We start from the raw sequence: 12787 nt of genomic DNA, 5'->3' as shown, positions 1-12787 counted from the left end.
GGGGACATGACTGACCAGATTCCTGATATTTCAGATCTGACTACGGTTGCGCGCACGGCCTCCTTGTCGCTCGCCGTGGCGACAGCTGGTGTGAAGAATCGCGCGCTGGAAGCAATTGCGATTGCCCTTGAAGAACGGTCCCGCGAAATCTTGTCTGCGAACCAGCTGGATTTACTGCGAGGTCGCGAAAACGACATGTCCGCTGGGCTCTTGGATCGTTTGGCGTTGGACCAGTCGCGTATCGCGTCAATTGCTGATTCTGTTCGCGAGGTCGCCAGCTTGCCGGATCCGGTCGGCCAGATCCTCCGTGGAACCGTGAATGAGCTGGGTCTTCGTATCCGTCAGGTGCGCGTGCCTATGGGCGTTGTCGCAGTGATTTACGAAGCTCGTCCGAATGTGACGATTGATGCGACAGTGCTTGGCCTGAAGTCCGGTAACGCGGTTATTCTGCGCGGTGGTAGCGCGGCGTTTAACTCGAATCAGGCGATCATCACCGTGATGCGTGATGCTCTTGAAAGCGTTGATCTGCCCGCTGATTTAGTTCAGACGGTTGACCATCTGGGACGTCCCGGTGTGACGGCTTTGATGCGTGCTCGTGGTGGCATCGATGTGCTGATTCCTCGCGGTGGTGCGGGCTTGATCCAAGCTGTCGTCGAAAACTCGATTGTCCCTGTTATCGAAACAGGCACGGGTAACTGTCACGTTTACGTTGATGAGGGCGCAGACCTGGAAGCTGCTGAACGCATCATTATGAATGCGAAGACTCAGCGTGTGGGTGTCTGCAATGCAGCTGAGACTCTCCTTGTGCACGAAGCCGAAGCCGAGCGTTTCCTGCTGTCAGCGCTGACTCGTTTGGCAACAGCTGGCGTTACTCTGCACTTGGATCCTGCTTCTGCCCAGATTGCTCGTCAGACCCCGTCGATTGACTCCGATATGTGGGTTGAGGCAACCGAAGAAGACTGGGCAACCGAATACCTGTCGATGGATTTGGCTGTGCGGGTTGTCCCCTCGATTGATGAGGCCATCGCCCATATTCGTCGCTACTCGACCGGTCACACTGAAGCGATCTGCACCCGTTCCCTTCAATCCGCGAACCGTTTTCAGACTGAGATTGATTCGGCTGCCATTGCGGTTAACGCGTCGACCCGTTTCACCGACGGTGGCCAGGTTGGATTGGGCGCAGAGATCGGTATCTCGACTCAGAAGCTTCATGCTCGGGGTCCGATGGGCTTGGCTGAACTGACGACAACGCGGTGGATTATTGAAGGCGATGGGACGGTTCGTCCATGAGTGACCAGACTTGCATCCAGGCCAGTAGCGTCGATGGTGTCGAGGCGCCCGATGATGCTCTGACCACCAGTGCAGCTAAAGAGTTTTCAGCCGGTCGCCCTCGTCGATCCATCGGGATCATGGGTGGAACTTTCGACCCCATTCACCACGGCCACCTTGTCGCGGCGTCGGAAGTGATGGAAGTCTTCCAACTTGACCAGGTTGTGTTCGTCCCCGCGGCGATGCAACCGTTCAAGGCCGGGCGCAAGGTGACCAGCGCCGAACACCGCTATCTGATGACGGTTGTTGCCACGGCATCGAACCCGCGTTTTACCGTGTCTCGTGTCGATATTGACCGTGGTGGGACAACGTACACGATCGATACACTGACCGATCTTGCGGCGCAATACCCGGAGGATACGGACTTCTACTTCATTACGGGCGCAGATGCTCTGGCACAGATCGCCCAGTGGAAGGACGCGGATAAACTGTTCGAAATGGCGCATTTCGTCGGCGTTACTCGTCCAGGACATCAATTGGATGCGTCGGGTTTGCCTAGTAATTCGGTGTCGTTGGTGGAGGTCCCAGCAATGGCGATCTCGTCAACGGACTGCCGTAAGCGCGTTGAAGGTGGGCATCCGGTCTGGTATTTAGTGCCCGACGGTGTTGTCCAGTACATCAAGAAATACGACCTGTACACGGATCAGTGACGGGCATAGAACTCGCCGATTGTCGGCGTGAAGCATCCGCCGATTGTCGGCGTGAAGAGAGGAAAAACCACGTGAGTGAAGCGCAAAAGGATCTGCGGGACGTCATCGTAGAGGCAGCGATCGACAAGTTGGCGACGGATCCGGTGGCGGTGGACGTGGGGAATCGTCTGGCGTTGGCTGAGTCATTTCTGATTTTTTCTGCTCCTACGGATCGTCAGGTGCGCGCGATCGCTGAAGAAATCATGGATCAGACGGCGAAGCAGCTGGGTGTGAAGCCCGATCGCATCGAGGGGCGTACAGGTGGCACGTGGGTACTGATCGACTACGGTGAGCTGATCTGCCACGTTCTGACCGATGAACAGCGCGAGTTCTACGCTCTGGAAAAGCTCTGGGCAGACGGTAAGGTGACGCACCTTGCTCCCGAGGGAGAGGCCGCACGCGTTGCCGGTTTTGTTGTGGCGCCGGGCACGGTGGGTGCTGGGGTCGGTACTCCGATGTCGGCGGCTGAGGTTGTTGCGTCGATGGGTGATACGCGAGGCATGGACTTGGCGTCAGCGATTGCATCAGGCGCGATGGATTTAGCCGCCGATTCTGACGCTGAGGAAGACTGATCATGACCGAGCCTGCTACTTCTTCACCCGCTACTGTCACCGCACCTGCCAGCGACACTAACTTTGCTGTTGAGACACACGATGACGGCGCGAACCGTATTGTGTTCGTGCGTCACGGACAGACGGACTATAACGTTGAGCGGCGTTTCCAGGGTGTGATTGATCGTCCGTTGAATACTTGTGGTCGTAAGCAGGCTGAGCGCGCTGGCGAGGTTCTAGCGAAGCGTGTCCTGTCACGGAGTGCTCAGGTTGGTGTGAGTGTTGCTTCCCAGACCTCGAATAAGGTTGTGATTGTTTGTTCGCCTCTGTCGCGGGCCTCGGAAACTGCTGAGCTGATGGCTGGAGTGTTTCGTGCCCAGGGCGGCGATGTTGAAGGGCCGATCGTGGATGAGCGCCTGATTGAGCGCAACTACGGCCTGTTTGAGGGACTAACCCTGCCGGAGGCTCGCGAAAAGTATCCGGATTTGGTGGATGCGTGGCGTCAGACGGGCGAGAGTGGCGAGGCGTCAATTGAGCCATCGGATGTTGTGGGGGCGCGCGTGCGGGATGCTACTTTTGAGGCGGCTCGCCAGGCTCCTTCGGATGCGACTGTCATTGTGGTTGCTCACGGTGCAGCAATTTTGCGCGGTCTGATTACCTGCATGGGCTTGAACCCGCTTGAATTTGATGCGATGCGTGGCTTGGATAATTGTCACTGGTCAGAGCTTGTTCGCGTGGGTGGGGGAGGTTCCGGTGCGTCGGGTGCTCCGTCTTTCCGTTTGGCTGCGCACAATATTGGATACCGCGAGGATGTGTTGGGCGCGTAAGCATCGCGCATCTGCTTGTCGCGTGGATCCTGTGATCGCGGCTGGTGTGATGGCCTGCACGGGGTTTCGATTTTACGAACCGGCTGGCGTTCCGTTATGCTTAACGGGTCGCAAGTGCGATGAACTGAATACGGGGCTATGGCGCAGTTGGTAGCGCGCTTCCATGGCATGGAAGAGGTCAGGGGTTCGAATCCCCTTAGCTCCACTACGAGCACGCTGAGTTGATACAATTTCGCAGAACTAGAGTTTTGCGCAAAGGTGCGCGCAAAATGTGAAAACGCGCGAAAAATCTAAAGCTCCTGCTCACAGGCATAAAACTAGGGCTGACTACCTGAACGGTGGTCAGCCCTTTTGTTTTTCGTGCTTCTAATAGCTATCTGCAGGAAGTTCTATTTTGGGCTTATAGGTCATTTCGGGCTTATAGGTCATTTCGTGTTGGTTTTTCGTGGACTTTTCGTTGTGTTGGTAGGGGAAAGTCGGGTTTGAAGTCGGTTGAATTCGAGGATGGGAAATCCTCGTTGTTTAGTTTGTGGTGGATCAACACATAAGTGGGGCAAGACTGCTGCTGGTCGAGTCAGGTTTAGGTGTAGTAAGTGTGGAGCGAGTCAGTCGCGTCGTAATGATATTCAAGCGCGGTATTTCGCCGCGTTTTTAGAGTTTGCCACTGGCCGGTTACGCTACCAGGATCTACTTGGTGGGGGTCGTAGTGCTCGGCGCCATTTTGAAAGGTTTTGGCATTTATGGCCTACTAGCCCACTGGTGGATGAGGTTCATCATGTGGTGTTTGTAGATGGGATTTATCTAGCCTGTAACGTGGTGGTTTTGATTGCCTGCACTAAAAAACACGTGTTGGGCTGGTATGTGGCCAAAGGCGAGTATTCCGGAGCGTGGCAAGCCTTGTTTGATCGCATCGCCCCACCAGATGTCGTGATCTGCGATGGGGGCAGCGGGATCGCTAGCGCCTTACAAGCTCAGTGGCCTACCACCAGGGTGCAAAGGTGTACTTTTCATGCTTTCAGCGCGGTGAAACGTAAAACTACCACGCGTCCTCGCACCCAGGCCGGAGTGGAACTCTACGGGCTAGCAAAGCGTTTACTACACATAAAAACCTGAGGGTGTCAGTCCGTTTGTGTACGGGGACTGATTTACAAGTATGCGGCGAACCTGTCGGGGTAGGCCACGGATAGCTGATTGATTGCCTGTTTCCAGTTGCTGGTCTTGCTGCCTTCGATAAGTCGCTTGGCTGAAGCAGAAGCCTTGGCACCTTCTTTAGCGCGGCGGGCAGCACGACGGTCCTCGATGTTACAGATCATCAGCCACAGCGTCTTCACTGCCGCTGAATCCGACGGGAACTGAACGCGGTTTCGTGTTGCTTTCCGCAGCTCACTGTTCATCGATTCGATGGAATTCGTGGTGTAGATAACCTTCCTTGCCGCTGGCGGGAACTGCAGGAACGGAATGAACCTGTCCCACGCGTCGCGCCAGACTTTCACTGATTGCGGATACTTCTGGCCAAGCTCGCTGGCCTCAAACTCATCGAGTGCACTTCGAGCTTCATCCTCGTTGACAGCGGTATAGATGCCTCGTAGATGCTTCGAGACCTCTTTCCGGTCGCCGTAGGCTACCCACCTGTTAGCGGCACGAATCAGATGCACCACGCAGGTTTGGACCATGGAGTCCGGCCAGGTTGCCTGGATTGCTTCCGGAAAGCCTTTCAGTCCGTCACAGCAGACAATAAAGACATCGTTGACACCGCGGTTGGCGATTTCTGCGCACACCTGCGACCAGAATGCTGCACCTTCATTGGTAGCTACCCACAAGCCCAAGATGTGCTTAATGCCCTCCATGTCCACTCCGACACCCATGTAGACCGCCTTGTTGACGACGCGTCCGTTGTCACGGATTTTTACACGTAGGGCATCAAGGAAGATAACTGGATAGAACGCCTCGAGTTGCCTGGTCTGCCACGCGGTGACTTCCTCTAAGACCGCATCGGTGACCGCGCTAATGGTATCTGGCGACAAGTTCACGCCGATGGTGGTAGCCAGATGATGTTCGATGTCACGCACGGTCATTCCGCCCGCATACAAACTAATGATCATGTCATCGAGGTCGGTAAGTCTGCGGCTACCCTTGGGGACCATGCGCGGCATATAAGTGCCTGCTCGATCTCGAGGGACACTGATATCAACTGGCCCGTATGCCGAGTCCACGGTTTTAGGATAGGAGCCGTTACGGCTGTTGGCTTGGCCGGCCGCTTCCTTACCAGCCCGGTCGCCATTGACGTAGCCCAGGTGTGCATCCATTTCCGCGTTGAGCCCACTGTTAATCGTGGCCTGCAACAAGCCACGCACCAGCTCGTTGGCGTCGACGGTTGATTCACCCAGCTCCTGGATCAGCCTGGCAGTTTCCGGGTTCTCCATCAGCCGGCGGCTGATATCGGCGACGCGCTCAGCGCCACCATGTTTCTTCGGGGACACAACAGTCATTGTTGCGCACTCTCCTTCGTGATTGAGGATTAAACCTCATACACAAAACTTCCGACACCCTCAAAAACCTCAGCTCAAGCCACCCAATGGTGAGTAGACCTAGCTGCTTGGAACACTACTTACAAAGCCTTCCTGGCCCAAAAAACAAGACTCGAAAACGGGGCCATAGTTCCCACCCACCGGCGGTTAATAGAAGCGCGTAACTCCCTTAACAGCCTAGTACGCAAAGGCACTCTATTTACCTACCTAGACCCCCACCTACACATCCCCACACAACCCATCCCAGCCACCACCAACCACATTGAAGGCGCCATTAACACCCAACTAAGAGCACTACTGCGCACCCACCGGGGAATGCCTCTAAACCACCGCGTAAAAGCCGTCCTGTGGTGGTGCTACCTACACACCGAAAACCCCGCCGTCCCCGCACAAATACTCACCAACACCCACACAGATCAAGAAATCACCCAACTATTCGCAACCGCCCAACACCGCGCCCAAAAACAAAAACAACTACAAGGCTGGGGCACAGCCATCAACTGGACCGACCTCCACCACTGCCAACCATGGAAAGAAACCTACTAAACAAAAACCAACACGTTTTGTCCTATAAGCCACGAATGGCGCTAGACAGACAAAGGCTGCCCTCCAGTTTGGCAGGGCAGCCTTTTATTGACTAGAGCTTAACTCACTTGAGGTTCGCAAAGAACTTATCCCATGGCATTTCCAGTGGATGATCCTCTTCAACAACCGAGTAGAGGAAGCGGCAGAGCGGGAAGTCCTCTTCCTTGATCACACCACGCTTTGTCAGCGCACGCAGTGCCTTACCAACCACCGAAATGGCGGCAACGCCCTCCAGCGTCACGCCCTTCATGTGGACGCTACGCACCTCAGAGAACGGCACGCCCTGGCCGACGAAAGTGCCGGCCTTCACGTTGCGTCCGCCCATGGAGGTGACGAACATGTCGCCAACGCCACCCAGACCGATGCCTGTATTCGGATCGCCGCCCATCAGCTTGATGAAGTGGATCAGCTCCTTAGCGCCCTGGGCAAACACCGCCGAGGAGTAGTTGTACATGACGTACTTGTCGTTCTCCTTGCCTGCCGCCTCAAGCATGCCCTTGGCGAAGCCGGCAGCGAACGCGTAGATGTTCTTGGTTGCAGCGCCGGTCTCGTGGCCGACGAAATCCAGAGACGTCCACACGTGGTAGTAATCCGTACGGAACATGTCAGCCAGATAATCCAGATCGTCCTGATCGTGGCCACAGAACACGACGCAAGTGTCGTGATGAACGGCAACCTCGCCAGCAATCGACGGGCCAACAATCGCGTTCCAAGAAACCTGATCTACAAGTTCCTTGGGTAGCGCGTTCTGGATAATGGTTGGCAGCAGATGCAAGGTGCCGTCCTCGTCTGCGCGCATGCCCTTAGTCACGCAAAGCAGCTTCTGACCCGGCTTCAGCAGGGTCTTGAACTGCTCGGCGATCCACTCGATACCGAACGAGTTAACGCCACACATGACGACGTCGGCACCCTCGAATGCCTCGGCGACGTCCTCAAGCTGGTAAGCCTTGATGTTCTCGTTGACCTTCAGGCCAAGATTCGGGTGCACCCCGGTCTTCTGGATTGAATCGATGATCTCGCGGTCAAGATGCGTGCCGACAAGGCGAACCTCGTGGCCGTTCTCAGTGACCGGGAATGATAGAGCGGTGGCCATAATTCCACTACCCAAAACAACCATCGTTGCCATAACAAATCCTTGCTATTGATTGAAGCTTTAGTTCTGGCCGTAGACGTTTTGGTAGCGCTCCCAGAGCTTGTCGATGGCATCGGACTCAACCGGCACCGCCCCGCCCAAGGAATTAGCGATCGCCACGGTCTTGGCGACCTCCTCCACCATCACCGCCGCCTTCACGGCTGCGGTTGCGTCCTGGCCCACAGTGAAGGGGCCGTGGTTTGCCATCAGCACGGCTGGGGAACGCGAAGACTTGAGCGTCTCGACGATTCCCCTGCCAATCGAGTCGTCACCGATGATCGCGAACGGCCCAACAGGGATCTCACCGCCGAACTCGTCGGCGATCATGGTCAGCACGCACGAGATGGGCTTGCGCACGGCAGAAAAAGCGGTGGCGTACGGCGAGTGCGTGTGCACAACCCCGCCCACCTCGCTCATGTGGCGGTAGACATATGCGTGAGCGGCAGTGTCCGACGACGGGTTCAGACCCTTCGAGGTGTCGTCGTCGATCTTGTTGCCGTCAAGGTCGCAGACCACCATCTTGCCGGGCTCTAGCTCGTCGTAGCGGACACCCGAAGGCTTGATGACGAACAGGTCCTCACCCTCAACGCGCTCGGAGACATTGCCCGCCGTCCATACAACCAACTGGTTTGCCGGCAGTTCGGCGTGCAACTTTGCCACCTTCTCGCGAGTCCACTGAATGCGGTCGCGGATATCAGACGAAAAATCAGAAATGTGCATTTACTACTTCTTTTCCTTCTGCTCGCTCTGGAATGCCTTCATCCTTGCCATGATGTCGGTCTCGTCACGCCCGAAGTGATCGTGCAGTTCCTTGTAGAAGCTGAAGACCACGTCGTACTCCTTGGAGCTGGGCTCGTTCGGCTTGTACTTGTACTGCTCGGTCTGGGACATTGCCTCAGCAGCTTCGAATACCGATGGGTAGATACCGGCGGCAGTGGCAGCGAAGACGCAAGCACCCAAGGAGCCAGTCTGCGGAGCCGTCGAAATCGTGATCGGCTTGCGGGTGATGTCCGCGAGCATCTGCATGTAGAACTCGTTCTTCAGCAGACCACCTGCGGCAACAATCTCGTCGATCTTGACGCCGTACTGCTCAAAGTTTTCGATAATCACGCGCGCACCGAAGCAGGTCGACTCGAGTAGTGCTCGGTAGATCTCTTCTGGTTTTGTAACTAGGGTCAAGCCCATGATCGTGCCTGAAAGGCGCGAGTCAGAAAGAATTGAACGGTTGCCGTTATGCCAATCCAGTGCGATTAGACCGTGTTCGCCAATCTTCTGCTGCATGGCTAGTTCGCCGAGCAGCTCGTGGACGGAAACGCCCTTCTCCTTGGCGAGATCCTCGTACCTTACAGGGATGCAGTTCTCGGTGTACCACGCGAAAATGTCGCCAACTGCCGTCTGGCCTGCCTCGTAACCCCAAGCACCATCGACAGCACCGCCGTCGACAATTCCGAAGACGCCAGGAACCTCGTGTAGCTCCTTATCGTTAACTACGTAGCAGCTGGAGGTGCCCATGATGGCGGTCAACTGACCAGGCTTGACGGCGTTAGCACCAGCAACAACAACGTGCGCGTCAATATTGCCAGAAGCGACTGCAATTCCTTCAGGCAGTCCCAGAATTGCTGCAGGTTCGCTATGCAAACCACCAACTTTGGCTCCCAGCGGCAGGATCGGGCCAGACATCTTGTCCTCGAAAACAGTACCGAAGCCCTTAGAAACCGATTCCAGGTATTCCTGCGAAGGGTAATGGCCATCCTGGTACATGCGCTTGTAGCCTGAGTCGCCAGCCGCGTAAGTCAATTTTCCTGTCAGCTTCCAGGTCAGCCAGTCCATCAAGTTGACGAAGTAAGAAGCTCCGTCGTAAACGTCGCGGGCCTTCTCGTAGGTCTCCAGGACCTTCGGCAGCAGTAGCTCGGAAGAAAGGACTCCACCGTAACGGGCCAGCCAAGGCTCGTTACGCTCCTTAGCGGCGGCAACCAGACGGTCTGCCTGCTCCTGCGCACCGTGATGCTTCCACAGCTTGATCCAAGAATGCGGATTATTCGCATACTTGGGCTTCTTGCAAAGCGGCACGCCGTATTTATCCGTTACCAAGATGGTTGCCGACGTGCAGTCCACGCCAATTCCGACCACACGAGTGGGATCGATTCCGGCGTCCTTGACGGCTCCAATAACTACACGGCGAAGAACGTACTCATAATCGCCCGGATCCTGCAACGCGTAGCTAGGCGGCAGCGCCTGGCCATCAGCACTATCCAGCGTCTCGTCCATGACACCGTGCGGATACTCGGCAACAGCAGTGCCAAGCATTTCACCATTGTCTGCGCGAACCACAACAGCACGCCCAGATAGTGTTCCAAAGTCAATACCGACTAGATACTTAGTTTCTGGCATCTTCGCTTTTCCGTACTCGGTTCCTCAATACGAGGAGTTTTTGCTAGTTAACAAAGCGATGACCCAGCCCCTCCTTGAACTGAATCACTGATACTTTGCAACTTTACACGAAACTGCTTTCACCATAGCTTGGTCTTCAATCTAAAAGTTAAAAGACAGATCCCCGACCCCACCCTCGCCTCGCGATTTTTCAGCGTCCGGTAGTAAATCAGTGAGCCATGCCAGGCTCTCGCGTAGTGCTCTTGTGCGCCGCGCATAAGCCCTGAGTGATTTGGGGCGGCATGAACGCCCTAGTCCTGGCTTATGTCGGACTGCCATGTGGCCGAAACCGTCGGCCGCGGTGACGCTCGCCAAAATCGCGAGACTACCAACGAGTCTTTTTAGTTAAGTTCGGTCAGCCAGTTCAGCTGCTGGATTTTCGTATCCAGAAGGCGGTATTTCTTGGCCGCCTCATCGGCCTGGGTGCGCAGCTTAGGCGCGTCCACGGAAGAGACGTAACGCACCTCGGAGCGCGAATAGACGTCTTGACGAGTGCTTGCCGCATCGGCCGTCTCGGCGAGCAGACGCCTGCGTATCAGAGCGATATCCCGGGCAGCTATCGCGTCGGTGAAGATCGCAGCGAACGCCATCTCTGCTGTGAAGATTCAGGCAGACGCAATCCTGTGATTATTACTGACAACATGCCGGTAGCGGAGGGGGTGATCGGTTTTGCCGCGGATCAAGGGCTTGAGGTTGCGCGCGATTTTTCGATTGTGACGATGGGTAACCAGATCGGTTACACGGCTGATACGGCGTTTGATTTGTCGGAGGTCTCAACGGACCGCGAGCAGATGGGACGCCAATGCGTGGATCTGTTGGTTGATGCCTCACGCGCGAAGTCCGTTGAAGACCTCTCCAATAGTGTGGTGTTCGAGCCGAAGTTTATTGATCGAGGCTCATGTGCGAATCTGAAGGAATAGAGCCCCTATTCGTTTAAGTTTGGTAGTTCGAATTCGTCGAGACTCCGATCGAGCGGCTCAGGAATCGTGCTACAACATGAACTGCCCTCGCCACGGTACAGGTGGCGAGGGCAGTGCCAGTATTCGGCTATCTCAGCTTTCTACTATTCGCGAGGAAGCGTTTTAGCTTTCGCGCTGGAAAGACATGGTTGCTTCGTAGGTCTGTTCAGACGGCCAGCGTGAGGTGATTGCTTTTGCCCTGGTGTAGAACTTCACGCCCTCGGGGCCGTGGATGTGCATGTCGCCAAGCAAGGACTGCTTCCAGCCGCCAAACGAGTAGTAGGCAACCGGGGTTGGGATCGGCACGTTGATGCCAACCATGCCGGCCTCCACATCTAGGCTGAAGCGGCGGGCAACACCACCATCATTGGTAAAGATTGCTGAACCGTTGCCGAACTCCACAGCGTTTACGATCTTGATTGCCTCGTCGTAGGTGTCCGCATGGACGATCACAAGAACGGGGCCAAAGATCTCTTCGTAGTATGCCGGTGAGTCCAACGGCACGTCGTCGAGGATGGTTGGGCCGAGGAAGTGGCCGTTCTCGTAGCCCTCAACAACTAGCTTGCGGCCATCGAGTACAACCTTCGCGCCACGCTTTTCTGCATCGTCAATGAGGCCGGTGATGCGTTCCTTAGCCTTTGCGGAGATGACCGGACCCATCTCGACGCCTTCGCCCATGCCTTCGCCAACGTGGATCTTCTCAGCATGCTTCTTCACGAGGCCGGCGAGCTTTTCGCCGATCCCGCCAACTGCTACAACTACGGGCAGTGCCATGCAACGTTCGCCTGCCGCTCCGAAAGCAGCCGCAGAGATGTGCTGTGCGGCAAAATCAAGGTCTGCGTCCGGCATGACAATGGCGTGGTTGTTTGCCCCGCCCAGTGCCTGAACGCGCTTGCCGTGCTTGGTTGCCGTGTCCTGCACAATGTGTGCAACTGGCGTTGAGCCAACAAAGGACACAGCGTCAATGCCGGGGTGTTCCAAAATGTTCGTCACCAGTGAGCGGTCGCCAGATAGTACCTGGAATACGCCGTCGGGAAGGCCAGCTTCCTTGTACAGCTCTGCAGTAAGCAATGCGGCGGAGGGGGTGGCTGAGGACGGTTTCAAAATGAACGCGTTGCCGGTGGCAATCGCCAGCGGGTGCATCCACATGGGAACCATGGCCGGGAAGTTGAACGGGCAAATACCGGCAACAACGCCAACCGGTTGTCTGATGCTGTGGATGTCCACGCCGGTGGAGACGTCAAATGAGTACTCGCCTTTGAGCGCAACGTTAATCGAGGTCGCAAAATCGAGGGTTTCGCGTCCGCGCTGAATCTCGCCGATTGCATCCGAGTAGTTCTTGCCGTGCTCCGCAACAATCAGGCGAGCCATCTCGTCTTGGTGGTCGAGAACCAGTTGGCGCATACGGAACATGATTGCAGTGCGCTTGGCTAGCGGCACTTTAGCCCACTCTTTTTGTGCCTTCTTAGCGATTTCTACGGCGTGGTCAAGGTCCTCACCGGATGCTTCCAGTAGGGTGCCTTCGACTTCACCCGTGGCGGGGTTTTCAACGTCAAGCGTGGCAATAGGGTTGCCTTCGTAGTACTTTCCGTCGACCCAATGCTTAATAGTTTTCATCTGCGAACCTCTTTGTGCACTATTGGAAAAGCGGGAAGATGATCCCGTCGACGGCTACAGTATACAACCGTAAGCGGCATTTGTCATGACAAAGATGTTGCTTGGTTGTTTGTGCGTGAAAAACATGAATCGGGTGGGAC

Annotated in this window: 11 protein-coding genes, 1 tRNA gene and 2 pseudogenes; 8 read left to right on the top strand and 6 right to left on the bottom strand. The window is 55.9% G+C overall.

Features of this window, described 5'->3' with window-relative positions:
- Window positions 1–6 precede the first annotated feature (6 nt).
- From HMPREF9241_RS07260 to HMPREF9241_RS09115, 6 genes and pseudogenes are all read left to right on the top strand, one after another.
- Window positions 7–1290, top strand: coding sequence for a glutamate-5-semialdehyde dehydrogenase (locus HMPREF9241_RS07260; RefSeq protein ID WP_006681639.1), 1284 nt, complete (start codon window positions 7–9; stop codon window positions 1288–1290).
- Window positions 1287–1979 (top strand): nicotinate-nucleotide adenylyltransferase, encoded by a 693-nt coding sequence (nadD, locus tag HMPREF9241_RS07255; protein WP_006681638.1) that lies wholly within the window; start codon window positions 1287–1289, stop codon window positions 1977–1979. The genes HMPREF9241_RS07260 and nadD overlap by 4 nt, the downstream gene beginning before the upstream one ends.
- A gap of 71 nt (window positions 1980–2050) precedes the next feature.
- The gene (gene rsfS, locus HMPREF9241_RS09120; RefSeq protein ID WP_006681637.1) at window positions 2051–2590 is read left to right on the top strand and encodes a ribosome silencing factor; all 540 of its coding nucleotides are present in this window, start codon (window positions 2051–2053) and stop codon (window positions 2588–2590) included.
- A 2-nt stretch (window positions 2591–2592) separates the two neighbouring features.
- Window positions 2593–3396 (top strand): histidine phosphatase family protein, encoded by an 804-nt coding sequence (locus HMPREF9241_RS07245; RefSeq protein WP_006681636.1) that lies wholly within the window; start codon window positions 2593–2595, stop codon window positions 3394–3396.
- A gap of 132 nt (window positions 3397–3528) precedes the next feature.
- Window positions 3529–3601: transfer RNA gene (locus HMPREF9241_RS07240), tRNA-Ala, on the top strand.
- Window positions 3602–3900: 299 nt separating this feature from the next.
- Window positions 3901–4506: pseudogene (locus tag HMPREF9241_RS09115) on the top strand (IS256 family transposase); the annotation flags it as partial.
- Window positions 4507–4541: 35 nt separating this feature from the next.
- Here HMPREF9241_RS09115 and HMPREF9241_RS07230 read toward each other — a convergent pair.
- Window positions 4542–5885, bottom strand: coding sequence for an IS256-like element ISActu1 family transposase (locus tag HMPREF9241_RS07230; RefSeq protein WP_006680457.1), 1344 nt, complete (start codon window positions 5883–5885; stop codon window positions 4542–4544).
- Window positions 5886–5984: 99 nt separating this feature from the next.
- Here HMPREF9241_RS07230 and HMPREF9241_RS09665 point away from each other — a divergent pair.
- A pseudogene (locus tag HMPREF9241_RS09665) lies at window positions 5985–6470 on the top strand (IS256-like element ISAod1 family transposase); the annotation flags it as partial.
- A gap of 103 nt (window positions 6471–6573) precedes the next feature.
- Here HMPREF9241_RS09665 and HMPREF9241_RS07225 read toward each other — a convergent pair.
- The 4 genes from HMPREF9241_RS07225 to HMPREF9241_RS07210 form a co-directional block, all read right to left on the bottom strand.
- Window positions 6574–7635, bottom strand: a complete 1062-nt coding sequence (locus HMPREF9241_RS07225) for an NAD(P)H-dependent glycerol-3-phosphate dehydrogenase (RefSeq protein WP_006681634.1) — start codon at window positions 7633–7635, stop codon at window positions 6574–6576.
- 27 nt (window positions 7636–7662) lie between these two features.
- The gene (locus tag HMPREF9241_RS07220; protein WP_006681633.1) at window positions 7663–8361 is read right to left on the bottom strand and encodes an L-ribulose-5-phosphate 4-epimerase; all 699 of its coding nucleotides are present in this window, start codon (window positions 8359–8361) and stop codon (window positions 7663–7665) included.
- A gap of 3 nt (window positions 8362–8364) precedes the next feature.
- The gene (locus tag HMPREF9241_RS07215) at window positions 8365–10032 is read right to left on the bottom strand and encodes a ribulokinase (protein WP_006681632.1); all 1668 of its coding nucleotides are present in this window, start codon (window positions 10030–10032) and stop codon (window positions 8365–8367) included.
- A gap of 380 nt (window positions 10033–10412) precedes the next feature.
- Window positions 10413–10661, bottom strand: a complete 249-nt coding sequence (locus HMPREF9241_RS07210) for a DIP1984 family protein (RefSeq protein ID WP_006681631.1) — start codon at window positions 10659–10661, stop codon at window positions 10413–10415.
- Here HMPREF9241_RS07210 and HMPREF9241_RS07205 point away from each other — a divergent pair.
- Window positions 10557–10991 carry a substrate-binding domain-containing protein gene (locus HMPREF9241_RS07205; RefSeq protein ID WP_279378245.1) on the top strand — a complete coding sequence of 145 codons (435 nt, stop codon included), beginning with the start codon at window positions 10557–10559 and terminating at the stop codon, window positions 10989–10991. The two genes, HMPREF9241_RS07210 and HMPREF9241_RS07205, sit on opposite strands and share 105 nt — an antisense overlap.
- Before the next feature lie 162 nt (window positions 10992–11153).
- Here the strand turns inward: HMPREF9241_RS07205 and HMPREF9241_RS07200 are convergent, their stop codons facing one another.
- The gene (locus tag HMPREF9241_RS07200) at window positions 11154–12647 is read right to left on the bottom strand and encodes a CoA-acylating methylmalonate-semialdehyde dehydrogenase (protein WP_006681629.1); all 1494 of its coding nucleotides are present in this window, start codon (window positions 12645–12647) and stop codon (window positions 11154–11156) included.
- Window positions 12648–12787: the final 140 nt, after the last annotated feature.

Source organism: Schaalia turicensis ACS-279-V-Col4 (assembly GCF_000296505.1).
In the GTDB taxonomy this organism is placed as follows: Bacteria; Actinomycetota; Actinomycetes; order Actinomycetales; family Actinomycetaceae; genus Pauljensenia; species Pauljensenia turicensis_A.
The sequence above is the reverse complement of the archived record's forward strand: the minus strand, read 5'-3'. Positions and strand labels throughout refer to the sequence as shown.